This window comes from Pseudomonas sp. TWI929 (assembly GCF_039673335.1).
GTDB lineage: Bacteria > Pseudomonadota > Gammaproteobacteria > Pseudomonadales > Pseudomonadaceae > Aquipseudomonas.
The window spans coordinates 1-26,316 of sequence record NZ_JBDJLK010000048.1 but is presented as its reverse complement, the minus strand read 5'-3'; the positions used below and the strand labels follow the sequence as shown (position 1 = coordinate 26,316).

The following is a 26,316-nucleotide window of genomic DNA, read 5'->3' as shown; positions in this document are numbered from 1 at the left end:
ATGGAACTCACTGCAGCACAACGCATCGCCCAACGTTTCGTCGGCCTCCCCGTGGAGCAGCGCCAGCAGATCCTGGAGAAGATGCAGGCCAGCGGCCAGAGCTTCCGCCTGCTGCCCATCGTGCCCGCCCGCCAGGGCCTGGCGCGTATTCCGCTGTCGTACGCCCAGCAGCGCCTGCTGTTTCTCTGGCAGCTGGAACCCGACAGCTCGGCCTACAACGTGCCGATGGCGGTGCGCCTGAAAGGTGCGCTGGACCAGGCGGTGCTGCAACAGGCGCTGGATGCGCTGGTGCAGCGTCACGAGTCGCTGCGCACCCGCTTCGTCTCGCAGGAGGGGGAGTTCCATCAGGAAATCCTCGACCACTGCCCGTTGCCGCTGGAGCGGGTGCTGCTTGACGGCAGCCCCGATGAAACAGCGCTGAGCGAGGCGGTGGACGCTGCACTCAAGCAGCCGTTCGACCTGCTTGGCGGGCCGCTGCTGCGGGTGACCCTGCTGCGCGTGGCGGCGCAGGAGCATGTACTGGCGCTGAGCATGCACCACATCATCTCTGACGGCTGGTCGAGCGATGTGCTGGTGCAGGAGTTCATCCAGCTGTACACCGCCTTGGCCGAAGGCCGGCAGGCCGAGCTGCCGGCCTTGCCGATCCAGTACGCCGACTACGCCATCTGGCAGCGTGCCTGGCTTGAAGCCGGTGAAGCGCAGCGCCAATTGGCCTACTGGCGGGCCCAGCTGGGCGATGAGCAGCCAGTGCTGAGCCTGCCGCTGGACTTTGCACGCCCGGCCACGCCAAGCCAGCGCGGTGCGGTGGTGCGTGTGGACATCGGCGGCGAACAGGCCGAAGCCCTGCGCAGCCAGGCACGCAAGGGCGGCCACACCCTGTTCGTGCTGGTGTTGGCGGCGGTGGCGGTGGTGCTGTCGCGTTACAGCGGCCAGGCCGACATCCGTATTGGCGCACCGAATGCCGGACGCAACCGAAAAGAGCTGGAAGGCCTGATCGGCTTTTTCATCAACACCCAGGTGCTGCGCGTGCAGGTGGACGAGCGCGCCACCTTTGCCGCGCTGCTGGAGCAGGTGAAAGAGGTGATTGGCGGTGCCCAGTCGCACCAGGAGCTGCCGTTCGAACACCTGGTCGATGCCCTGCTGCCTGAGCGCAACCTGGCCCACAACCCGTTGTTCCAGTTCAAGATCAACCAGCACGTGGCCGCCAGCGACGCGGGCCGTAAGCGCCTGGGCGCGCTGGAAGTGGAGGGCTTTGCCCGTGACGGCGGCGATGCCCGCTTCGACCTGGCATTCGACTTCTCCGACAAGGCCGACGGCATCGAAGGCTACTTTACTTACGCCACTGACTTGTTCGAACAGGCCACCATCGAGCGCATGGCGGGCTCACTGCGCCAGGTATTGAACGCACTGGTGTGCGACCCGCAGCAAGCCATCGTCGATTGCCCGGAAGTGGCCGCCGTGCTGCCGGCTACCGTGCAAAGCTACCCGCATGGCGACTTCCTCGGCCTGTGGCGCCAGGCTATGGCGCAAGGCCAGGCCAACGGCGGTGTGCGCGCCGGTGAGCGGTTCATGACCCAGGCCGGGCTGGAGGCAGCGTCCAACCGCCTGGCTGGCTACCTGCGCCAACGTGGCGTCGGTGCAGGCAGCATCGTCGCCCTGTGCCTGCCGCGCTCCATCGAATGGGTCAGCGCCTTGCTCGCGGTGCTCAAGACCGGCGCCGCCTATCTGCCCCTGGATACCCAGCAACCACAGGAACGCTTGCAGCAACTGATTGCCGACAGTGGCGCCGCCATGCTGCTGCACGAGCCGGGTGATCAGCGCTTCGCCGGCCTGGAGGGCGTGCAGGTGGTTGCCTGTGATCACACCGCCTGGGCAACCTGCAGCGACAGCCCGGTCGAGGTGGAGATTGCCGCCGAACAACCGGCCTACCTGATCTACACCTCGGGCTCGACCGGCCAGCCGAAAGGCGTGGTGGTCAGCCACGGGGCGCTGGCCAGCTATACCCAGGCGGTGCTGGCGCGCCTGCAATTGCCGGCTGATGCGAGCATGGCGATGGTCTCCACCACCGCAGCCGACCTGGGCCATACCGTGCTGTTCGGTGCCCTGGCCTCGGGCCGCCTGCTGCACCTGCTGCCACAGGAACTGGCGTTCGACCCGGATGGCTTCGCCAGCTACATGGCGCAGCACCAGGTTGGTGTGCTGAAGCTGGTGCCGAGCCACCTGCAAGGCCTGCTGCAAGCGGCCCGCGCCGCCGATGTGCTGCCCGCCGAGGCACTGATCCTGGGTGGGGAAGCCTGCAGCTGGGGCCTGCTGGAAAAGGTCCGCGAACTACGCCCCGATTGCCGAGTCATCAACCACTACGGCCCGACCGAGACCACTGTCGGTGTGCTCACCTTCGAGCCCGACCAGCCGCTGCCGGGCTGCCGCACTGTGCCGGTCGGTCGCCCGCTGGGCAATGCCTGCGCCCAGGTGCTGGATGGCTACCTCAACCCCTTGGCCGCGCAGGTTGCCGGCGAGTTGTACCTGGGCGGGCAGGGCGTCGCCCAAGGCTATCTGGGCCAGCCTGCGCTGACTGCCGAACGCTTCGTGCCGGACCCGTTCAGCGAAGCCGGTGCCCGCCTGTACCGTACCGGCGACCGTGCGCGGCTGACGGCTGAAGGCCTGGTCGAGTTTGTTGGCCGTGCCGACGACCAGGTGAAAATCCGTGGTTACCGTGTGGAACCGGGCGAAGTCGGTCGCGTGCTCGCCAGCCTGCCCGGTGTCCGCGAGGCCGTGGTGCTGGCACTGCCGCTGGAAGGCGATGCCGAGCGCCTGCAACTGGTGGCCTACGGGGTAACCGACGCTGGGGTGACCGTGCAGCAACTGCAAGCGCAGCTGCAAGCACGCCTGCCGGACTACATGGTGCCGGCACAGGTGCTGCTGCTGGAGCGCCTGCCGCTGACCGCCAACGGCAAGCTGGACAAGCGTGCGTTGCCAGCACCGGGCGCAGTCAGCCGTGGCTATGTTGCGCCTGAAGGCGAAGTCGAGGAGAAACTGGCCGCCGTGTGGGCCGATGTGCTCAAGCTGGAGCGGGTCGGCAGCAGCGACAACTTCTTCGAGCTGGGCGGTGACTCGATCCTCAGCCTGCAGATCATCGCCCGGGCCAAGCGCCAGGGCATCAAGATCACCCCCAAGCAACTGTTCGAACAACAGACCATTGCCCAGCTGGCTCAGGTGGCCAAGCGCATCGAGGCCAAGCAGCCGGCAGCGGCGGCGCCTGTGGACACGGCTACCAGTGGCGAAGTGACCCTGCTGCCAGCCCAGGCGCGCTTTTTTGAAATGGCGGTCGCCCAACCGGCGCACTGGAACCAGTCGGTATTGCTCAAGCCGGCCAGCCCGGTGCAGGTGCCACAGCTGGAGGCGGCCTTGCGCGCAGTGGTCGAACAGCACGATGCCCTGCGCCTGCGTTTCAGCCGTGACAACGGCCAGTGGCAGGCACGTTTTCAGCCGCTGGACCACGCGCCGCTGCTGCGCCAGCGCAACCTGGCAGTGCTGGACGAACTGGAAGCTGCCGGCAACGAGGTACAGGCCAGCCTGAACCTGCAGCACGGGCCGCTGCTGCGCGCCGAACTGTTCGACTTCGCCGATGGCCAGCAACGTCTGCTACTGGTGGTGCATCACCTGGTAGTCGATGGTGTGTCATGGCGAGTGCTGCTGGAAGACCTGCAGGAGGTCTACCAGCAGTTGCTGAACGGGCAGGCCGTAAACCTGCCCGCCAAGACCACCCCGGTAAAAACCTGGGCCGAACGCCTGGCCGCCTACGCCAACAGCCCGGCACTGCAGGTACAGCGCGACTACTGGCTGCAGGCGCTGGCCGGCGACAACGCCGAGCTGCCGCGGGACAACCCGCAGGGCAGCCTGGCCAATACCCACGCCCGCACCGCCGCCACACGGCTGGATGCCGAGCGCACCGCCAAACTGTTGAAGCAGGCCCCCGCCGCCTACCGCACGCAGATCAACCACCTGCTGCTGACTGCCTTGGCGCGCACCCTTTGCCAGTGGAGCACACAGGACCATGTGCAGGTACTGCTGGAGGGCCATGGCCGCGAAGACCTGTTCGACGACCTCGACCTCAGCCGCACCGTGGGCTGGTTCACCAGCCTGTTCCCGGTGCGCCTCACCCCCGGCCACGACCTTGGCCAGTCGATCAAGGCGATCAAGGAGCAACTGTGCGGCGTACCGGACAAAGGCCTCGGCTACGGCCTGCTGCGCTACCTCGGTGATGCCGAAGTGCGTGGGCAGCTTGAGCGTGCTGCCCAGCCCCGTGTCACTTTCAACTACCTGGGCCAGTTCGACGCCAGCTTCACTGGCGAGGCCGGTGCGCTGTTCACCCCTAGCGGTGAACGTGCGGGCCGTAGCCAATGCGCTGGCGCGCAGCTGGGGAACTGGCTGAGCATCACCGGGCAGGTGTATGGCGGTGAGCTGTTCCTGGAGTGGACCTACAGCGCCGACGTGCATGACCCGGCAACCATCGACAATCTGGCCCAGGCCTACGAGCAGGCCCTGGCCGAACTGGTCGAGCACTGCTGCGATGCCCGCCACCAGGGCGTGACGCCGTCGGACTTCCCGCTGGCCGCGTTGACCCAGGCGCAATTGGACAGCCTGCCGCTGGCGGCCGGCCAGGTCGCCGATGTCTACCCGCTGGCACCGATGCAGCAGGGCATGTTGTTCCACACGCTCTACGACCAGCAGGCCGGCAACTACATCAACCAGCTGCGCGTGGATGTGCACGGGCTGGATGTGCAGCGCTTCCAGCAGGCCTGGCAGGCCGCGCTCGATGCCCACGATATCCTGCGCACGGGTTTTGTCTTGCAAGGCGCGCTGGAGCAGGCCATGCAGGTAGTGCGCAAGGCCGTCGAACTGCCGTTCAGCGAGCATGACTGGCGCGCCCAGCCGGACCTGGAGCAGGCCCTGCAGGCCTTGGCCGACGGTGAGCGTCAGCGCGGCTTCGACCTGGCCGCCGCACCACTGTTGCGCCTGGTGTTGGTGCGTACGGGTGATACCAGCTACCACCTGATCTACACCAACCACCACATCCTCATGGACGGCTGGAGCACCTCGCGCCTGCTGGGTGAGGTGCTGCAACGCTATGCCGGCCTGGTGCCGCAGGCCCAGGCCACGCATTACCGCGACTACATCGGCTGGCTGCAAGGGCAGGACGCGGCAGTTGCCGAAGCCTTCTGGAAGGCCCAGCTCGCTGTGCTGGACGAGCCAACCCGGCTGGCCCAGCTCGCTGTGCTGGACGAGCCAACCCGGCTGGCCCAAGCCATCGCCGGCAGTGCGGGCGGCAGCGGCTACGGCGACCATCGCCTGGCCTTCGACCGCGAGCAGACCGCGCGTATCGAAGCCTTCGCCCGGGCCAACCGGGTCACGGTCAACACCCTGGTGCAATCGGCCTGGCTGCTGCTGTTGCAGCGCTGCACCGGCCAGGCCAGCGTGTGCTTCGGCGCCACTGTGGCCGGGCGCCCGGCAGACCTGCCAGGCGTGGAAGAACAGATCGGCCTGTTCATCAACACCTTGCCGGTAATCGGCGCGCCGCGGGCCGAGCAGACCGTGGCCGAGTGGATCGGCCAGGTGCAAGCCGGCAACCTGGCCGTGCGCGAGTTCGAGCACACGCCGCTGTACGATGTACAGCGCTGGGCGGGGCAGGGCGGTGATGCGCTGTTCGACAGCATCCTGGTGTTCGAGAACTACCCGGTGGCCGAGGCGCTGCAACAGGGCGCGCCCGGTGGCCTGCGCTTTGGCGACGTGGCCGTGCAGGAGCAGACCAACTACCCGCTGACCCTGGTGGTGGAGCTGGGCACGACACTGTCGATGCAGTACAGCCACGACCGTGCGCTGTGGAGCGACGAGACCATCGGCCGCCTGGCGGGCTACTTTGCCAACCTGCTGCAGGCGCTGGTCGAGCGCGCGGATGCCGTTGTCGGTGAGCTGCCAATGCTGGGTCAGCCGGAGCAGCAACAGGTGGTCGAAAGCTGGAACGCCACCCAGGCCGCCTACCCGGACGAGCGCAACATTCAGCAGTTGATCGAGGCCCAGGTGTTCGCCACCCCAGACGCCCCGGCACTGGTATTGGGTGAGCACACCCTGACTTACGCCGAGCTGAACGGCCGGGCCAACCAATTGGCGCACAAACTGCGTGAGCAGGGCGTGGGGCCGGACGTGCTGGTGGGCATCGCCATGCAGCGCAGCCTGGAGATGGTCGTCGGCTTGCTGGGCATCGTCAAAGCCGGCGGCGCCTACGTGCCGCTGGACCCGGAATACCCGCAGGACCGCCTGAGCTACATGTTCGAAGACAGCGGCATTGCCTTGCTGCTGACCCAGTCGCACCTGCGCGACAGCCTGCCGATCCCGGCCGGCCTGCGCAGCCTGGCGCTGGATACCGAGGACCTGAGCGGCTACAGCGACGCCAACCCGGACATCGACGTGGCGCCGCTGAACCTCGCCTATGTGATCTACACCTCCGGCTCCACCGGCCGCCCGAAAGGCGCCGGCAACAGCCACCAGGCGCTGGTCAACCGCTTGTGGTGGATGCAGAAGGCCTACGGCCTGGGCGCCAGCGACAGCGTGCTGCAGAAAACCCCGTTCAGCTTCGACGTGTCGGTGTGGGAGTTCTTCTGGCCGCTGATGACCGGCGCACGCCTGGTCATGGCCCAGCCGGGTGCGCACCGCGACCCGCAGCTGTTGGTCGAAACCATCAACCACCATGGCATCAGCACCTTGCACTTCGTGCCGTCGATGCTGCAGGCGTTCATGACCCACGAAGCGGTCGAGAGCTGCGTCAGCCTCAAGCGCGTGGTGTGCAGCGGTGAAGCGCTGCCGGCCGAGCTGGCGCGTCAGACCTTGCAGCGTTTGCCGGCGGCCGGCCTGTACAACCTGTACGGCCCGACCGAAGCCGCCATCGACGTCACTCACTGGACCTGCCAGCCAGACGAAAGCATCAGCGTGCCGATCGGCCAGCCGATCGATAACCTGAAAACCCACATCCTCGAAGGCAGCCTGCAACCGGCGGTACGTGGCAGTGCTGGCGAGCTGTACCTCGGTGGTGTCGGCCTGGCCCGTGGTTACCACCAGCGCCCAGCGCTGACTGCCGAACGCTTTGTGCCGGACCCGTTCAGCGCCAACGGCGGGCGCCTGTACCGCACCGGCGACCTGGCGCGCTACCGCGCCGATGGGGTGATCGACTACGCTGGGCGCATCGACCACCAGGTGAAGATCCGCGGCCTGCGCATCGAGCTGGGCGAGATCGAAGCACGCCTGCTGGAACTGCCGAGCGTGCAGGAAGCGGTGGTGCTGGCCCAGGACGGGCCGAGCGGCAAGCAGCTGGTGGGCTATGTGGTGCCTGCCGACGGCACGCAAGACCAGGGTGCATTGCGCGACAACCTGCGCGAAGCACTGAAAGCCGGTCTGCCGGACTACATGGTGCCGGCGCACCTGTTGCTGCTCGACAAGCTGCCGGTAACGCCGAACGGCAAGCTGGACCGCAAGGCCCTGCCGCAGCCGGATGCCAGCCAGTTGCAGGGTGAATACATTGCCCCGCAAAGCGCGCTGGAGCAGCAGATCGCGGCAATCTGGGCGGATGTGCTGAAGCTGGAACAGGTGGGCCTGAGCGACAACTTCTTCGAGCTGGGTGGCGATTCGATCATCTCGTTGCAGGTGGTGAGCCGTGCACGGCAACAGGGTATCCAGTTCACGCCCAAGGAACTGTTCCTCAACCAGACCGTGCAGGCCCTGGCGGCTGTGGCGCGGCTTGTGCACAACAGCACCATCGACCAGGGGCCAGTTGTTGGCGTTACCCCGTTGCTGCCGATCCAGCATTGGTTCTTCGAACGGCCGATCCCTGCGCGTCACCACTGGAACCAGTCGGTACTGCTGGTACCCGGCAAGGCGTTGCAGGCGCCGCACCTGAGCACGGCGCTGCAGGCGCTGGTCGAACATCATGATGCGCTGCGGCTGCGCTTCGACCAGCAGGCGAGTTTCGGCGCTGTCGAAGCGACAGGCTTGCTGTGGGAGCATCACTGCGCCGACGTACAGGCGTTGGAGCAAGTGGCCGAGCAAGCCCAGCGCAGCCTCGACCTTGCGCATGGGCCGCTGTTGCGAGCGGTATTGGCGCACCTGGCTGATGGCAGCCAACGCTTGCTGCTGGTGGTTCACCACCTGGCGGTGGACGGCGTGTCGTGGCGCGTGCTGCTCGAAGACCTGCAACAGGCCTATCAAGCCCTGTGCGCCGGGCAAGCGCTGAAGTTGCCGGCCAAGACCAGCTCGTTCAAGGCCTGGGCCGAGCAGTTGCAGGCTTATGCCGCTGGCCCTGAGTTGCAAGCGGAGCTTGGCTACTGGCAAAGCCAGTTGCAGGGCAGCAGCGATACCCTGCCGTGTGATCAGCCACAGGGTGGTAACCAGCAGCGCCATGCCACCTCGCTCGTCACCCGCCTGGACCGGGAAACCACCCGGCAGCTGTTGCAGGAAGCCCCGGCAGCCTACCGTACGCAGATCAACGACCTGCTGCTGACTGCGCTAGCGCGTGTGGTGGCACGCTGGACGGCGCGTGAGGAGGTATTGGTACGCCTGGAAGGCCATGGCCGTGAAGACCTGTTCGATGGCATTGACCTGAGCCGCACCGTGGGCTGGTTTACCAGCATGTACCCGGTCAAGCTCAACCCGCAGGCTGGCATGGCCGAATCGATCAAGGCCATCAAGGAGCAGCTGCGGGCGGTGCCGAACAAAGGCCTGGGCTATGGCCTGCTACGTCATCTGGGTAGCGCCGAGGCGCAAGCCGCGCTGGCGGCATTGCCACAGGGCGAAATCGTCTTCAACTACCTGGGCCAGTTCGACGGCAGCTTTGATGACCAGGCTGGGCTGTTCGTGCCGGCCAAGGAGTACGCTGGCGCCTCCCAGGACGCCGAGGCGCCGCTGGGTAGCCTGTTGGCGCTTAACGGCCAGGTTTACGGCGGTGAGTTGAAGCTGGCCTGGAATTTCAGCCGGGAGCAGTTCGACCCCGCGACCATTCAACAGCTGGCTGATGACTATGCTGCGCAGCTGCGCGCGCTGATCGCGCACTGCTGCCAGGCAGAACACCGTGGTGTCACGCCTTCGGACTTCCCGCTGGCAGGGCTTTCCCAAGTGCAGCTGGACAACCTGCCAGTGGCAGCCGAACGCATTGCCGATGTGTATCCGCTTTCGCCGATGCAGCAGGGCATGCTGTTCCACACCCTGTACGAGCAGGAGCGTGGCCATTACATCAACCAGATGCGCATGGACGTGGAAGGCCTGGATGCCGAACGCTTCAAACAGGCCTGGCGCGGTGCAATCGAGGCGCACGATATCCTGCGTAGCGGCTTTGTCTGGCAGGGCGACCTGGGCCAGGCCGTACAGGTGGTGAGCAAGCATGTGGAGCTGCCCGTTGCCGAGCATGACTGGCGTGGCCAGGTGCATCTGGACGAGGCGCTGCGCACCCTGGCCGAGGCCGAACGCCAGCAGGGGTTTGCCTTGAGCGAAGCACCGTTGCTGCGGCTGCAGATTATCCGCACGGGCGAGGCCAGCCATCACCTGATCTATACCAGCCATCACATTCTGATGGATGGCTGGAGCACCTCCCGCTTGCTGGGTGAAGTGCTGCAGCGCTATGCCGGCCAGCCGGTTGCCGCGCAGGCCGGTCACTACCGGGACTACATCGCCTGGTTGCAACGCCAGGATGCCGCACTTGCCGAAGCCTTCTGGAAGGGCCACCTGGCTGACTTGCAAGAGCCTACCCGCCTGGCGCAGGCGCTGCGTATCGACGCTGATGCCAAGCGCAGCGGCCACGGCATTCAACGCCTGCAGTTTGACCGCGAACAGACCGCGCGCATTGAAGCGTTTGCCCGGGCCAACCGGGTTACCGTGAACACCCTGGTGCAATCGGCCTGGCTGTTGCTGCTGCAGCGCTATACCGGCCAGGCCACGGTGTGCTTTGGCGCCACAGTGGCCGGCAGGCCGGCGGAACTGGTGGGGGTCGAAGAGCAGATCGGCCTGTTCATCAATACCTTGCCGGTTGCTGGCGCACCACGCCCGGAGCAGTCGGTAGGGCAATGGATCGACCAGGTGCAGGCCTGCAACCTGGCCCTGCGTGAATACGAGCACACACCGTTGAATGATGTGCAGCGCTGGGCGGGCCTGGGTGGCGAAGCCTTGTTCGACAGCCTGCTGGTGTTTGAAAACTACCCGGTATCCGAGGCGTTGCAGCAGGGGGCAACAGGGGGGCTGCGCTTTGGTGAGGTGGCTAACCTGGAGCAAACCAACTACCCGTTGAGCGTGGCAGTGGTGCTGGGCGGCAACCTTACGTGCAGGTTCACCCATGATCGCGCCTTCTGGAGCGATGAGGCGATCACCCAGGTCGCTGGCCATTGGCGCAACCTGCTCGAAGCGCTGATCGAAGATGCCACAGCGGCTGTCGGTGACTTGCCGATGCTGCAGGAAGCCGAGTATCGCCAGGTGGTGAGCGGCTGGCAGGGCGCCGACCTGCAGCACCCTGATGGTCGCAGTGTGGCGCAGATGATCGAGGCACAGGTGGCGCGCTCGCCCGATGCCACGGCGGTGCTCTTCGCTGAGCAGACGCTGAGCTACGCAGAGCTCAATCGCCGGGCCAACCAGTTGGCGCACCGCTTGCGCGAGTTGGGGGTAGGGCCGGATGTGCTGGTGGGCATCCTGATGTCGCGCAGCCTGGAGATGGTCATCGGCCTGCTGGGTATTCTCAAGGCCGGGGGCGCCTATGTGCCGTTCGACCCCGAGTACCCGCAGGACCGCCTGGCCTACATGTTTGAAGACAGCGATATCAAGCTGCTGTTGACTCAGCACGATAATCGCCTGGCGGTACCGGCGCATATCCAGGGAATTTGCCTGGAGCCAGGCAGCTTTGACGATTACCCGGTTGCCAACCCTGCGCCAGCGGTTGCAGGGCAAAACCTGGCGTATGTGATCTACACCTCGGGCTCGACCGGCAAGCCGAAGGGCGCGGGTGTCGATCAGCAGGCGCTGTGCGGCCGCTTGAGCTGGATGCAGGGCACTTATGCCTTGAACGAGCAGGACGTGGTGCTGCAGAAAACATCGTTCAGCTTCGATGTGTCGGTATGGGAGTTCCTCTGGCCCCTGATCAGTGGCGCGCGCCTGCTGCTGGCCCGGCAAGGCGATCAACGTGACCCGCAACTGCTGGTCGAGCTGATTCGCCAGCATGGCGTCACGACCTTGCACTTTATCCCGTCAATGCTCAGGAGCTTTATCGAAGCGCAGGGGGTTACGCAGTGCCACAGCCTGAAACGGCTGTTCTCGGGCGGCGAAGCCATTTCACACGACCTGCTGAACACGGCCATCGAGTGCTTGCCACAGGTGGCGATCTTCAACCGTTATGGCCCGGTTGAAGCCACCATCAACGCCACCCACAGTGAGCGCCTGGGCAAGCGAGCGGGCGAAGTGGAAATCGGCAGGGCACTGCCTGACACGCAGCTGCATGTTCTGGATGCTGGCCTTTGTCCGGTACCGGTAGGGGTGTGTGGCGAACTCTACCTGGGCGGTAAAGCGCTAGCGCGCGGTTACTACCGCAAGGCAGCGCTCAGCGCCGAACGGTTCATTGCCAACCCGTTCGCCGGGCAAGGCGGGCAGCGCCTGTATCGCACCGGCGATTTGGCTCGCTGGCGCGCCGACGGTGTGCTGGAGTACGTTGGCCGGGTCGACCACCAGGTGAAAATCCGCGGTTTCCGTATCGAACTGGGGGAAATCGAGGCGCAATTGCGGGCGCAGGCCAGCGTGCGGCATGCGGTGGTAATTGCCCAGCAAGGGCCGCTTGGCAACCAACTGGTGGCCTACGTGGTGCCGGCAACGCCAGCGCTGCTGCAGAGCGCCGAAGGCCAGGCCGAGCTGCGTGACAGCTTGCGCGGCCAATTGAAGGCGAGCTTGCCGGAGTACATGGTCCCGGCGCATGTGCTGTTCCTGGGCAGCTTGCCGCTGTCCCCTAACGGCAAGCTGGACCGCAAGGCACTGCCACAAGCCGACGCCAGCCTGTTGCAAACTCACTATGTTGCGCCACGCACCGAGCTGGAGCAGCAAGTTGCGGCGATCTGGGCTGATGTGCTGAAGCTGGAGCAGGTGGGGCTGACCGACAACTTCTTCGAGTTGGGCGGTGATTCGATCATTTCCTTGCAGGTGGTTAGCCGCGCCCGGCAGGCAGGCATTCAATTCACCCCCAGGGACTTGTTCGAGCACCAGACCGTGCAAGGCCTGATGGCCGTGATACGGCGCGTGCAAGGGGTGACAGGCGAGCAAGGTGCGGTCACCGGCGCCATGCCGCTGACACCCGTGCAACAGCGGTTCTTCGAACAGTCGATACCGCAACGCCAGCACTGGAACCAGTCCGTTCTGCTCATGCCCACCGAGGCACTGGGCGTGGCGCATCTGCAGGCGGCCCTGCAGGCTATTAGCGAACACCACGACGCGCTACGCCTGCGCTTCCAGCCACGCCAAGGGCAATGGCACGCCACGTTCGACCAGGCCGATGGGCACGGGCTGCTGCAGGTCCATTCGTTCGACAGCGTCCAGGCGCTGGAGCAGGAGGCTAACCAGGTGCAACGCAGCCTGGACCTGGAGCAGGGCCCATTGCTGCGCGCCCTGCTGGGTAACTTGCCCGACGGCAGCCAGCGGCTACTGCTGGTGATCCACCACTTGGTGGTAGACGGCGTGTCCTGGCGGATTTTGCTGGAAGACCTGCAAGCGGCTTATGGCGCGCTCGCCGCCGGCCGGCCGCCGGCGCTGCCAGCCAAGAGCAGTTCGTTCAAGGCGTGGGCCGAGCATTTGCAGGCCCATGCGCACAGCCAGCTGCTCGCGCCGGAGTTGGCCTATTGGCAGGCCCAGTTGCAGGGTGCCAGCGATGCGCTGCCTTGCGATCACCCCGAAGGCAGCAACCAGCTGAAGCATGCGGCCTCGGTGACTACTCACCTGGACCAGGCATGGACGCGCAAGCTGCTGCAAGACGCACCGGGAGCCTACCGGACCCAGATCAATGACCTGTTGCTGACTGCCCTGGCACGGGTTGTCTGCCGCTGGAGCGAGCAGGCAGAGCTGGTGGTACGCCTGGAAGGGCACGGTCGCGAAGACCTGTTCGACGACATCGACCTGACCCGCACGGTGGGCTGGTTCACCAGCATCTATCCGGTCAAGCTGAGCCCGCAACACGCGTTGGATGAGTCGATCAAGGCCATCAAGGAGCAACTGCGGGCGATCCCGAACAAAGGGTTGGGTTACGGCCTGTTGCGCTACCTGGGCGACAGCCCGAGCCGTGAAGCCCTTGAACGCTTGCCGCAGGGCGAGATCGTTTTCAACTACCTCGGGCAGTTTGATGGCAGCTTCGACGCTGACAGCGGCTTGTTCGTGCCAGCCAAGGAAAACGGTGGCGCCACGCAAAGTGCAACATCGGCGCTCAGCAGCCTGCTGGCAGTGACCGGCCAGGTGTATGGCGGTGAACTGAAACTGGCCTGGAGCTTCAGCCGTGGCCTGTTTGACGATACCACCGTGCAGCGCCTGGCCGATGACTACGCCCGGGAACTCAAAGTGCTGATCGCGCATTGCTGTGACGAAGCCAACCGTGCGGTTACCCCTTCGGACTTCCCGCAGGCCAGGCTGAACCAGGCGCAACTGGACAACTTGCCGGTGCCTTGCCGCCAGGTTGTCGATATCTACCCGCTGTCGTCGATGCAGCAAGGGATGCTGTTCTACACCTTACAGGGGTCGGAAGCGGCGCTTTACATCAACCAGGCGTCGGTGGAGGTCGAAGGCCTTGAAATCGAGCGATTCGTTGCTGCCTGGAACGAGGTCATCGCGCGGCACGATATCCTGCGCACCAGCTTCTGGTCAGCGGCGACGCTGGCGGAGCCCCTGCAAATAGTGCATCGCCAGATCGAACTGCCTTTGCGCATGCTCGATTGGCGTGGGCGCAGCAGCACTGCCGAGGATTTGCAGGCGTTGCTTGCCGACGATGCGGCGCAAGGCTTCGACCTGGGCATGGCCCCGTTGATGCGCCTGACGCTGGTACGCCTGACTGATGAGCGCCTGCAGCTGGTATGGACGCGCCACCACATACTCATGGACGGCTGGAGCAGTTCACGGCTGCTGGGCGAGGTGCTGCAGACTTACCATGGCCATGCGGCGGCTCAACCAGCCGGCCGCTATCGTGATTACATCCGTTGGCTGGGCCAGCAATCGCAGCTGGAGCTTGAGCAGTTCTGGCGTGCGCGGCTGGCGGCGCTGGATAGCGTGACGCTGCTGGCCAACAGTGTGGCGCCTCAGCCTGACGCCGGGCTGGTCGGGCACGATGCGTTGTACCTGCATTGGGATGCCGAGCGTACCCGTTACTTGCGTGAGCAGGCGCAGCGTTTGCGCGTGACCCCCAATACTTTGGTGCAGGCAGCATGGCTGCTGCTGTTGCAGCGCTACACCGGCCAGCCCACCGTCTGCTTTGGTGCCACCGTGGCCGGTCGCCCCGCAGGCTTGGCCGGGGCCGACGAGATGCTGGGGTTGTTCATCAACACCTTGCCGGTGGTGCAGACGCCGCAACCGCAGGCAAGTGTCAGCAGCTGGTTGCAACAGCTGCAAGCCTGCAACCTGGAGCTGCGCGACCATGAGCATGCGGCGCTGGCCGATGTTCAGCGCTGGGCAGGGCGCCCAGGGCAGGCATTGTTCGACAGTATCGTGGTGTTCGAGAACTACCCGGTGGACCAGCGCCTGCAGGAAGCTGGCAGCAACGCCCTGCGCTTTGGCCAGGTGAGCTCGCGTGACGTTACCAACTACGCGATGGACCTGGCGGTACACCTCAATGACACCTTGTCGGTAGAGTTCCTGTACTTGCGTAACCGCTTTACCGAGGCCGCGACCCGTGGCGTGCGCAGTTGCTTCGAAAGCCTGCTGGCGGCCATGCTGGACAACCCCCAGGCGACGCTCGGCAGCTTGCAGATGCTGGGTGATGCCCAGCTGCAGCAGGCCAGTGAGCGCAATATGCTGCAGCCACACAGCCCCGTTGCACCACGGCTGGCCGAGCGCATTGCCGCGCATGCCGCCGCGCAGCCCGACGCCGTGGCGGTTGTGTGTGGGCAAAGCCAGCTCAGCTATGCCGAGCTGGACGCGCGCGCCAACTGCCTGGCCCAGCGCCTGCTTGCCCTTGGCGTGCGCCCGGAGGCTACCGTCGGTATTGCGCTGGAGCGCTCGGTAGAGGTGATCGTTGCCTTCCTGGCGGTGATGAAGACCGGAGCGGCCTACGTGCCGCTGGACATTGACTACCCACAAGAGCGCCTGGACTGGATCGTCGAGGATTCGGCCATGCACCTGCTGATCACCAGCAGCGCACTGCGCGAACGCTTTGCCACGGTGCAGCGTTGCATTGAACTGGACCGTAACGAGCCCGCGGCGCTAGCGGGCAGCCTGGCGCACAGTACCGTCAGCGACGACAACCTGGCCTACCTGATCTACACCTCAGGCTCCACAGGCAAACCCAAAGGCGTGGCGGTGAGCCATGGCCAGATCCGCATGCACTGCCAGGCAATCGCGCAGTTGTACGAGATGGACGCGACCACCCGCGAGCTGCTGTTCATGTCGTTCGCCTTCGACGGTGCCCAGGAGCGCTGGTTGTCGACCTTGTCGTCAGGCGGCTGCCTGGTGGTGCGCGACAACCGCCTGTGGACTGCCGAAGAAACCTGGCAAGTGCTGCATGACCAAGGCATTGATATCGCCTGCTTCCCACCGGCCTATCTGCAGCAGCTGGCCGAATTTGCCGAGGCTCGCCAGGAGCAGGCACCGCCGGTGCGCATCTACTGCTTTGGCGGCGATGCCGTGCCGGATGCCTTGTTCGAACTGGTCAAGCGCGCACTGCGGCCGCAGTACCTGACCAATGGCTATGGGCCCACGGAAACGGTAGTTACGCCGTTGCTGTGGAAGGTGGCGGCGCAGCAACGCTGCGAAGCGGTGTACGCACCGATCGGTGAGCGGGTGGGGCAGCGTACCCTGCATGTACTCGATCAGCACCTGAACCCGGTGCCTGATGGCGTTGCCGGCGAGCTGTACATCGGCGGCGAAGGGGTTGCGCGGGGTTATCACCAGCGCTCGGCGCTAACCGCCGAACGCTTTGTCGCCGACCCGTTCGCCGAGGGCTCGCGCCTGTACCGCACCGGTGACCGGGTGCGCCGCCGAGCCGATGGTGTGGTTGACTTCATTGGCCGCATGGACAACCAGCTGAAAATCCGTGGGTTCCGCATCGAACCCGGCGAGATCGAGGCACGCCTGCGTAACCTGGCTGATGTCAGGGACGCCGTGGTGGTGGCGCGGGAGGGCACCACTGGCAAACAGTTGGTTGGCTATGTGGTGACGGCTGCGGCATCGAGCTCGGCCGAACAGCTGCGTGAAGCCTTGCGTGCAGAACTGCCCGATTACATGGTCCCGGCGCGGATCGTGCTGCTGGCAGCGCTGCCGCTCACGCCCAATGGCAAGATCGACCGCAATGCGCTGCCTGCGCCCGACAGCAGCGCCGAGCGCGTGCGGGTGGCCCCACGCAACGCCCTGGAGCAGGCATTGGTGCAGATCTGGCAAAACGTGCTGGAAGTGGACGAGGTAGGGATCGATGACAACTTCTTCGAGCTGGGAGGGGACTCGCTGCGGGTACTCAAACTGTTGTCGCAAGTGCGCGCTCGTGACGACCTGGCCATCGAACTGAAACTGCGTGATGTGATGGCCAAACCGACCATTGCAGCGTTGTCCGGCTATGCTGATGGCGAGGTCAGCCTTGACCCGCTGTTGCTGCTCAACAGCCGTGTTGCCGCAGTGAGCCCGCTGTTCTGCCTGCATGCAGGTTTTGGCACGGTGTTCGACTACGAGCCATTGGCGCGTCGCCTGGATGGCCATTGCAGTGTCTATGGCCTGCAGTGCCGCATGCTGCTGGACCGTGAGTGGCAGGACGAATCGCTGCAATCGATGGCTATCGACTATGCCCAGTACATCCGCCAGAAGCAGCCAGAAGGCCCGTATCGGCTGGCCGGCTGGTCGCTGGGGGGGACGTTGGCGGTGATGGTGGCAGAGGAGCTGGAGAGCCAGGGGCAGCAGGTTGCGTTGCTTGCGCTGGTGGACAGCTTTATCCCGTCTGCCGAGGTGTCGGTACCGGAAAGCGATTGGCGTGAAGACCTGGCGGGTTTCCTCAGGGTCATCCTCAATGTTGAAAAAGCCCAGGTTGTGCTGCCGGCAGTACCGGTTGGCAGCGACGAGGCCTGCGTGGCCCGGTTGATCGATGAAGTGCGCGGCCACTGGGGCAAAGCCTCTGCCTACGCCAGTATCGAAAGCGCTGAGCTGGCCCATACCTTCAGGGTGGCGATGCAGCTCAAGGCCTTGTCACGGCAGTTGCCAGGCTTACCGGCAACTGCGGTGTCCGCAGTGTGCTGGTGGGCGGGGAGCAAGGCCGACCCTGGCCTGATTCAAGGCAGCAGCGAAAACCAGGCGTTCGATGTGGACCACTACAGCATCCTCAAGCACGCCGAGGTGGTCGAGCAGCTGGCAGCGAAGCTGCTGATGGAGGAGCCGGCTATGCAATGAGGTAGGGTTAGGGCTGCAGGTGCGCCGCCCGCGCGGCGCTTACCCGTACAGCGTGAGCCTGAAACCTGCACAATACCTGTGGGAGCGGGCATGCCCGCGAAGAACCCAACACGGTGGATGGCACCGGCTGCGCCGGTGTTCGCGGGCACGCCCGCTCCCACAGGTACTGCGCTGGCTTCGATTTGACGCTGTGCCTGTAGGAGCGGCTTTAGCCGCGAAGCGCCGCGCGGGCGGCGCTCGGTCTCAAAGGCGAAGATAATGTTGTGACAAGCCCCTAGCAGCCGAGATGCAATAAAAAAGCGGCGTTGTTCACCAGGAACAACGCCGCTTTTTTGTATCGAACAGCCCGTTAGAAGTCGTAACGCAGGTTCAACATGGCATTACGCGGTGCACCGTAGTGGCCGTAGTTCCCGGCAAAACCCGCATAGTATTTTTCGTCGAACAGGTTGTTGATGTTGAGGGTAGTGCTCAGGTGATCGGTGACTTGGTAGCGGGCCATCAGGCTGGCCACATAGTAATCATCCTGTTTGGCCCGAGTCTGGTAGCGGGTGAAGTACAACGACGTATTGGAGTTCCAGTTGACGCCACCACCGACGGTGAGCTTGTCCCACTCGCCGGGCAGGCGGTAGGTGGTCCAGAAGCGCACCGTATCGGTGGGCAGTTGGGTCAGCTGGCGCTTGCCGTCGGAGTCTTCGGTGCGCGACCAGCTATAGCTGGACTGCACGTTCCAGCCTGGCAGTACCTCACCGGAAAGTTCCAGGTCGACGCCCTTGGTCTCTGCGCCGCTGACAGCTTTGTAGGCGATATCATTGGTGTTCGGGATCGTTTCGCCGGTGGCGACGCCCAGGTTGTCACGCTTGATGTAGTAGAGCGCAGCATTGGCATTGAGGCGGCTGTCGAAGAACTCACCCTTCCAGCCAACCTCGTAGTTGGTACCCTCCACCGGGTCCAGTGGCTTGTTGTCGATGTCTCGGTTGGCCTGCGGCTTGAAAATGTCGGTATAGCTGACGTACACCGACTGTTCGGGCGTCAGGTCGTAGACGAGGCCCGCATAGGGCGTGACCACGCCACTTTCGCGCATGCCATAGTCGACTGGCGTCAGGGTCGGGTTGTTGAGCACTTTCGAATAGTAGTTGTACTCGTAATCGCTGACACGTGCGCCCAGGATCAGGTGCAGTTCGTCGGTGAAGTTAAGACGCGTTGCCGCGAAATAACCGCGTTGCCGCGAGTTGATGTTGAAGTCCAGCAAAGGGGTGTAGCTGCTGGGTTTCGGCAGTTCGTTATCCCAGGTATCGAAATCGAAGCTTTGCGTACCACCGGTGTACGAGAAGTGCGTGTTGTCGTATTCCTGGAAGTTGTAGCCAAAGATCAGCTCGTGGCTTTGGCCAAAGGCTTGAAATGGCCCCTGAAGCGTAAGGTCCAGGCCTTTTTGTGTCTGGTCGGCCCACGACTTGCCGCGCTCGGCGTTGGCACGGTTGGTCGCCGGGTCCAGGCTGGAGGTAATGCTGTTGGTGGCGTAGTAGGCAACGCCTACGTCACGGTCCACATCCATGTAGTTTGCGGCCAGCTTGAGTTGCCAGTCATTGGCCAGCTGCTGGTCGATGTTGATGGTGTAGTTGAACGTTTCATAGTCATCGTACGCCCAACGTGCCCCTGCGCTGGTCGAACGGGAGAAGTTGGTTTGCTGGCCATTGTTGTACATCAGCGGCACGCCCGGGGCGCCTGTGGCCTTGTAGGTCTGATAGTCGACGCCGAAACGCACCAGCGTGGTATCGGTCACATCGGCTTCGATGACGCCATAGGCAATGTTCTTGTCCTGGCTGTACCAGTCCATGAAGGTGTTGTTGTCCTGCTTGGCCGCGACGAAGCGCCCGCGCAGTTTGCCGCTGTCGATCAGCGGGCCGGAAACGTCCGCTTCCAGGCGGTTGTAATCCCAGGAGCCAACGGTGCCCTGGACATGGGACTGAAAGTGCGCGGTGGGGCGTTTGTGAATGACGTTCACCACGCCGCTGGGGTCGCCGGCACCGGTCATCAGGCCGGTAGCGCCGCGCACGATTTCCACATGGTCGTACAAGGCCATGTCCAGCAAGGTACCTGGCATGGTACGGGTCTGGTTTTCCTGGGTCGTGGTCACCCCATCGATCTGGTAGGTGTTGATCTGGCTGCCACGCGAATAGATGTTGAAACGCTCGCCACCGTCCTGGGACATGGTGATGCCAGGTGCCTGGGTCAGCACCTCGCTCATGGTATGCAGTTGCTGGTCATCCAGGCGCTGGCGGGTTATGACGCTGATGGTTTGCGGCGTTTCGCGAATGGACAGGTTCATCTTGGTGGCGGTGCTGGTGGTGCCGGTGGTGTACGAACCGGTGCCCTCGGTCGTCGCGCCCAGGCCGACGCTGTTCACATTGGTCGCCGACAGCTCGACCTGGCCGTCCTTTGCGGCTGAGCTGGCCGTTACGGTCACGGTGTTGCCATCGATCTGGTAACGCAGCCCGGTCCCTTGCAACAGGATGCGCAGCGACGATTGCAAGTCGTGACGCCCCTTGAGCGCCGTGGAGCGCAAGCCACTGATGTCTTCTGGGCTATACAGAAATTGGCTGTCGGTTTGCTTGGCCAGTGCCTGCAATGCCGAGTTCATCGACTGTGCCGGAATATCCAATGTCCATTCTTGCGCCTGTACCTGGGCGACCAGTGCGCTGGACAGTGCCAGGCCCAGGCCGACGCGCGACAACGCGCGCTGGGGGCGAAGGGAATGACGAATCAGTAACGCTTTGGCAAGCGGGTTGAGCGGGCCGGGCAAGGACTTGGACATCTATTGCGGTCTCGTTGGCAGAGGGTTTTTTTCTATATCAGCTATATGACGCAGCACCCGTGAAAAACCGGAACGATTCTTATTGGCAATTTTTCTCACGGTTGCTGCGTTAACCGCGTCACAACTTCACAGTTCGCGTGCTACGCGAAAACCAAGGAAGTCACCGCGGGTGGTCTTGAGGCGGTCGTTGCGGTTGGCCGAGCGCGAGAAGATCGGTGGTTCGCCCCAGTCGTTGCCGCGCATGTGCGCGCGGATGCACTTGGGGTCCTGGATCCAGGCGCTGCCGTCGCTGGGGGCGCCTTCATAGCTGTCGTGGTAGCAGTCGGCGACCCATTCGTAGACGTTGCCGTGCATGTCGTACATGCCGAAGGCATTGGCCGGGTAGCTGCCGACCGGCGAGGTGAAGGCGTAACCGTCCTTGGGGCCGTAGGTGTTGGCGTGCTTGCTGATTTCGTACTTGCCCGGCTCGTCGAAGGGGAAGGGGAACGGCCCGGTCGAGCCGCCGCGGGCGGCGTATTCGCGCTCGGCTTCGCTGACCATGCGGTAAGGCTTGCCGGTGGTCTTGGCCAGCCATTGGGTGTAGGCCTGCACTTCGTCGTAGTCGACGCACACCGCCGGCTGGCGGGGGCCTTGCTTGTAGCTGGGCTTGCTGGCCTCGCACCAGCGGCCGGGGCGCTCGTCGCCGCTTTTGATGACGGTGCCGGTGGCCTTGATGTAGGCGTCCAGTTCGCTGGCGGTGACCTGGTAGCGGCTCATGGCGAACGGCTTGGCGAAGGTCACGGTGTGCAACGGGCCCTCGTCGGGCTGGCGGCCGACTTCGTCGTCGGGGGCGCCCATGACATAGCTGCCGGCAGGCAGCACGACCATCTCGGGGCAATCCTTGCAGTCTTTGAACACATCGCCGGGCTTGGCGGCGTGAGCGTAGGCGCTGACCAGCAGCAGGCAGGTGATCTGGGCTGGCCGGTAGAGCCAGGTGGATACGTTCATCGAAGGTCCTCGAAACGGGTGAATGCGTGCTGCGTTTCGCATTCAGACGAGCCGGGGTGGTGGGAAATTAATCAGTGGCCATAGTGGCGCGGTCTTCTTGTGGGAGCGGCCTTGCGTCGCGAAAGGGCCGCAAAGCGGCCCCAGCAATACCTGCGGCGAGGCTGATAATGTGGGGCCGCTACGCGCCCCTTTCGCGACGCAAGGCCGCTCCCACAAAAAGCCGCCCTCACAACGGCCGATGACATTGGTTGCCAGCCGCCTGACACCGGGCTATAGTCCAGGCCATTGTTCTCTTCCCGAAGACCTGTTCATGCCAGCCAGCCCTTCCACCACATGCTTTGCCATCGCGCCAGTCGCGGGCATGGTTGTGCGTGGCAGCCAGCAGCCGGTCATGATCAGTCACTACCCACCACCTGTCAGTGGCGTCGTAGGCGGCGTAGCTCCGCCTCCTTGCGTGGTCGTGCTGGGCTGATCGGCTTCTGGCCGCTCCCCTTCGCACACGCAACCTACTGAACACGGTCGGCTACTTCCCACGCTGAAGCGCACGCCGTCCGTTTGGCTTATTCGCCTTACATCAGGTGGCAATACATGTCTGTCTTTACCAAAGCATCCGTGGCCTCGGCGGCCACTACCAGCCTGTTCGTCCTGCTGTGGAGCAGCGGGGCGATCGTCTCCAAACTTGGCCTGGCGCATGCCAGCCCGTTCGCCTTCCTGCTGTTGCGCTCGGCGCTGGCCCTGACCGGCCTGTTGCTGATCGGCCCGCTGCTGGGGCTACGCTGGCCGCGCAGTCGCGGGGCCATCCTGCGTGCCCTGGGCACCGGGTGCGTGCTGCTTGGCGCTTACCAGATCTTCTACTTGCTGGCCCTCAACACCCATGTCACCCCCGGCGTCATGGCCACGGTGATGGGGGTACAACCGATCCTTACCGTGGTGCTGATGGAGCGCCAGCGTTCCTGGAGCCGTTTGTTCGGCCTGGGCTTGGGGCTGGGCGGGTTGATCATGGTGGTCTACCAGGGCATCAACCTGGGCGGGGTGTCGCTGGCTGGGATGCTGTTCGCCTTGCTGGCATTGGCCAGCATGACCTTTGGCTCGATCTTGCAAAAGCGCATCACCGACAACCCGATGGGCACGCTGCCGTTGCAGTACCTGGCCGGCTTTGCCATGTGCGCGGTGTTCGCACCGCTGCAGCCGCTGCATGTGCAGTGGACTGGCGGCTTTGTTGGTGCGTTGCTGTGGATGGGGCTGGTGGTCTCGCTGCTGGCAACCTTGCTGCTGTACCGGTTGATCGCCAAGGGCAACCTGGTCAATGTCACCAGCCTGTTCTACCTGGTGCCGGCAGTGACTGCGGTGATGGACTTCATGATCTTCGGTAACCGCCTGGCACCGCTGAGCCTGCTGGGCATGGGGCTGATCGTGGTGGGCCTGCTGTTCGTGTTTCGCAAGCCCGCTGCACGTTTGGCCGAGGCGTAAGCGTTAGCGGAACTCTTCGGGGATGGGGTGCCTTAGTACGCCTTCCTCGAAGTCCAGCAGGCCGGCTTCGCGCTGGGTGAGCAGGTAGTAGAGCAGGGTGTCGAGTGTACGCTGCGGCGGCACCTCGACGGCCAGCATCTTCACCGCCTGCTCGGTTTCGCAGGCGCAGCCGAAATCCAGCAATGCCGCGCGTACCTGGTCGAGGGTTTCCGGTGGTTTGACGATCACTCGGAACACCGAGCTGCCGCTGCTGCTGCGCAGCTCATCGAACCAGGTTTCGCCATTGTCTTCACGGGTGCCGATTACATCGCCCGGGGCGATGCCGTAGACATGGAAGGGAATGTTGTCTACGGCATAGCCGCCTTCCACGGCCTTGGCCCAAAGGCCCTCGACCGAGGCCGGTGGGTAGCCGTTTGCGTCCTGTTGCAGGCGGAACAGGACTTTCTTGTACGCGTTGTTCATCGTGCGCCTCGCTTCAGCTGCGCGCCGGGCGCAGCACCAGCCACAATGCCAGGCCAATCAGCAGGCCGCCGTACAGGTGTGCCATCGACAGCGGTTCGTCCAGCAACCATGCCCCCCACAATACGCCGAATACCGGAATCAGGAAGGTGACGGTGCTGGCTTTTACCGGGCCGATTTCTTCCAGCAGGCGGAAGTACAGGATGTAGGCGAACGCCGTGCACAGCAGGCCCAGGCCCAGCAGCGACAGCCATACCTGCCAGCCGCCCCAGCTGGCCGGGGGCTGGCTGAGCGCGCTCCAGGCGAACAGCGGGCTTAGCATCAGGGTGGCGCCGAGCATGCTGCCCAGTGCCGACAGGCGGCTGTCCAGGCCACTGACCCAGCGGCGGGCGAGGAACCCGGCAAAGCCGTAGCAGGTGGTGGCCGCCAGGCAGGCGAGGGCGCCTTGCAGCAAGGCCATGTCCAGCGCCACCGGGCCGGCGCCGCTGAGGATGCCGACGCCGAACAGGCCGAGGAAGATGCCGCAGAGTTTGGCCAGGGTCATCGGTTCGCGGAAGAACAGCACGCCGACCAGCACGCCCATCAGCGGCGTGGTGGCGTTGAATATTGCCGAATAGCCGGCCGGCAGCACCTGGGCGGCCACGGAGTAGAAGGTGGCGGGGATGCCGGAGTTGATCATGCCCAGCACCAGGCAGGCGCCGAGCTTGCCCTGGAAGTCCCAGCGCACGCGGCTGGCGGCGAGCAGTGCGACCAGGCCCAGGCAGGCGATGGAGACGCGGAAGAACGCGGTCGGCACCGTGCCCAGCTCGGGGGCGATGATGCGCATGAACAGGAAGCTCGCCCCCCAGACGGCGGCAAGGGTTAGCAGGCGGGCTAAGGCGATGGGGCTCACAACGGTCTCCGGAGGCAGGGCAGGGGCGCGAGTTTACGCCAGGGGGCGGGGGGATACTTGTGCTTTCTTGCGGTGTAAACCTGTGCTGGCCCCTTCGCGGGTGAACCCGCTCCAACAGGGATAGTGCTGTATTTGGAAGCTGTGCAGTACCTGTGGGAGCGGGTTTACCCGCGAAGAGGCCCGAGCAGGCACCGCAAAATCCAGGGGGAGGCTAAGCTCTCTATCTCACCTTGTACCGAGGCCCCCCGCATGTCCCAGCCCTGGCCCGCTGTTGAAATCGCCCGGACCATCCTCGCCGGTTTCGACGACTACCGCGACCATTTCCGGCGCATCACCCTCGGTGCCCGCAAGCGCTTCGAACAGGCGCGCTGGCAAGATATCCAGCGTGCCGCCGCTGCCCGCATCAACCTCTATGAAGAGAAGGTTTCCGAGGTCAACGGCTGGCTGCGCCAGGCCTTTGCCGCAGAGGTATTGCTGGACGTGGAGCAGTGGCCGCTGGTGAAAAACGCCTATATCCACCTGATCGACCCACGGCTGGACGATGAGCTGTCCGAAACCTGGTACAACTCGCTGTTCTGCAGCCTGTTCAGCCATGACCAGATCAGCGACGGCTGCATGTTCATCCATACCACCCGGCCGTCCATGCGTAGCCGTGAGCGTGCCGCGCAAACCCGTACCTATACGTTTGGCGGCGGCCTCAAGGGCCTGTTGCGGGCGATCTTCGCCGATTACCCGTTCGATGTGCCATACGGTGACCTGGACGGGGACCTGGCCCGCCTGGAAGAACAATTGCGCGAATGCCTGCCCGATTGGGTGTGCAAGGACCCGGCCCTTGCGGTGGAACTGTTCGTACCGGTGCTCTACCGCAACAAAGGTGCCTACCTTGTCGGCCGGTTGTACAACAGTGACGAGCAGTGGCCGCTGGTGATCCCGCTGCTGCACCGCGAAGGGCATGGCATAGAGGCCGATGCGCTGATCACCGACGAGGCCGAGGTGTCGATCATCTTTTCCTTCACCCGCTCGTACTTCATGGTCGATGTGCCGGTGCCGGCGGAGTTCGTCAACTTCCTCAAGCGCATTTTGCCGGGCAAGCACATCGCCGAGCTGTACACCTCCATCGGTTTCTACAAACACGGCAAGTCGGAGTTCTACCGGGCGTTGATCAACCATTTGGCCGGCAGTGACGACCGCTTCATCATGGCGCCCGGGGTGCGTGGCATGGTCATGAGCGTGTTCACCCTGCCGGGCTTCAACACCGTGTTCAAGATCATCAAGGACCGCTTTGCGCCGTCGAAGACCGTCGACCGCGCCACGGTGATCGACAAGTACCGCCTGGTGAAAAGCGTCGACCGCGTCGGGCGCATGGCCGATACCCAGGAGTTTGCCGACTTTCGCTTCCCGCGTAGCAAGTTCGAGCCAGAGTGCCTGGCCGAGTTGCTGGACGTGGCGCCGTCGACCGTGGCGCTGGAGGGCGACACGGTGCTGATCCGCCACTGCTGGACCGAGCGGCGCATGACGCCGCTGAACCTGTACCTGGAGCACGCCAGCGAGGGGCAGGTGCTGGAGGCACTGGAGGATTACGGCCTGGCCATCAAGCAGCTGGCGGCGGCGAATATCTTCCCTGGCGACATGCTGCTGAAGAACTTTGGTGTTACCCGGCATGGCCGGGTGGTGTTCTATGACTATGACGAGATCAGCTTCCTGACCGAGGTGAACTTCCGCCACATTCCGCCGCCGCGTTACCCGGAGGACGAAATGTCGGGCGAGCCGTGGTACTCGATCGGGCCGCATGACGTGTTCCCCGAAGAGTTTCCGCCGTTTCTGTTTGCCGATATCGGCCAGCGGCGTTTGTTCAGCCGTTTGCATGGGGAGTTGTATGACGCGGATTACTGGAAAGGGCTGCAGGCGGCGATACGTGAAGGGAAGGTGATTGATGTGTTTCCCTACCGGCGCAAGGCCCGGTGATTTTGCATCAGCAGGCAGGGCCTCTTCGCGGGTGAATCGGATCGCCGCACCGCCGCTCCCACAGGTACAGCACAGCCCTTGAGAACTGTGGGTTCCCTGTGGG

The 26,316-nt window shown here is 64.3% G+C and carries 7 protein-coding genes; 3 read left to right on the top strand and 4 right to left on the bottom strand.

Going from position 1 to position 26,316, the window contains the following annotated elements; translation table 11 throughout:
• A complete protein-coding gene (locus ABE456_RS18530; RefSeq protein WP_346645202.1) occupies positions 1-17,628 on the top strand; it encodes a non-ribosomal peptide synthase/polyketide synthase in 17,628 nt (5,875 codons plus the stop codon).
• A 349-nt stretch (positions 17,629-17,977) separates the two neighbouring features.
• Here the strand turns inward: ABE456_RS18530 and ABE456_RS18525 are convergent, their stop codons facing one another.
• Positions 17,978-20,440 carry a TonB-dependent siderophore receptor gene (locus ABE456_RS18525; protein WP_346645201.1) on the bottom strand — a complete coding sequence of 821 codons (2,463 nt, stop codon included), beginning with the start codon at positions 20,438-20,440 and terminating at the stop codon, positions 17,978-17,980.
• Positions 20,441-20,566: 126 nt separating this feature from the next.
• On the bottom strand, positions 20,567-21,427 hold the full coding sequence (locus ABE456_RS18520; protein ID WP_346645200.1) for a formylglycine-generating enzyme family protein: 861 nt from the start codon (positions 21,425-21,427) through the stop codon (positions 20,567-20,569).
• A gap of 588 nt (positions 21,428-22,015) precedes the next feature.
• Between ABE456_RS18520 and ABE456_RS18515 the strand changes: the two genes are divergently transcribed.
• Entirely contained in the window at positions 22,016-22,897 is an 882-nt protein-coding gene (locus ABE456_RS18515) for a DMT family transporter (protein ID WP_346645199.1), read from the top strand.
• A 3-nt stretch (positions 22,898-22,900) separates the two neighbouring features.
• Here the strand turns inward: ABE456_RS18515 and ABE456_RS18510 are convergent, their stop codons facing one another.
• Both ABE456_RS18510 and ABE456_RS18505 read right to left on the bottom strand, forming a co-directional pair.
• Entirely contained in the window at positions 22,901-23,359 is a 459-nt protein-coding gene (locus ABE456_RS18510) for a DUF4265 domain-containing protein (protein WP_346645198.1), read from the bottom strand.
• Between the two features lie 13 nt (positions 23,360-23,372).
• The gene (locus ABE456_RS18505) at positions 23,373-24,248 is read right to left on the bottom strand and encodes a DMT family transporter (RefSeq protein WP_346645197.1); all 876 of its coding nucleotides are present in this window, start codon (positions 24,246-24,248) and stop codon (positions 23,373-23,375) included.
• A gap of 249 nt (positions 24,249-24,497) precedes the next feature.
• Here ABE456_RS18505 and aceK point away from each other — a divergent pair, with 249 nt between their 5' ends.
• Positions 24,498-26,213: a bifunctional isocitrate dehydrogenase kinase/phosphatase gene (aceK, locus tag ABE456_RS18500; RefSeq protein ID WP_346645196.1), complete on the top strand. Its 1,716-nt coding sequence runs from the start codon at positions 24,498-24,500 to the stop codon at positions 26,211-26,213.
• Positions 26,214-26,316: the final 103 nt, after the last annotated feature.

Excerpts from the sequence above, each read along its gene's own strand:
- ABE456_RS18510 (WP_346645198.1), bottom strand. The coding sequence starts at position 23,359 with ATGAACAACGCGTACAAGAAAGTCCTGTTCCGCCTGCAACAGGACGCA.
- ABE456_RS18525 (WP_346645201.1), bottom strand. The coding sequence starts at position 20,440 with ATGTCCAAGTCCTTGCCCGGCCCGCTCAACCCGCTTGCCAAAGCGTTA.
- ABE456_RS18530 (WP_346645202.1), top strand. The coding sequence starts at position 1 with ATGGAACTCACTGCAGCACAACGCATCGCCCAACGTTTCGTCGGCCTC.
- ABE456_RS18515 (WP_346645199.1), top strand. The coding sequence starts at position 22,016 with ATGTCTGTCTTTACCAAAGCATCCGTGGCCTCGGCGGCCACTACCAGC.
- ABE456_RS18520 (WP_346645200.1), bottom strand. The coding sequence starts at position 21,427 with ATGAACGTATCCACCTGGCTCTACCGGCCAGCCCAGATCACCTGCCTG.
- aceK (WP_346645196.1), top strand. The coding sequence starts at position 24,498 with ATGTCCCAGCCCTGGCCCGCTGTTGAAATCGCCCGGACCATCCTCGCC.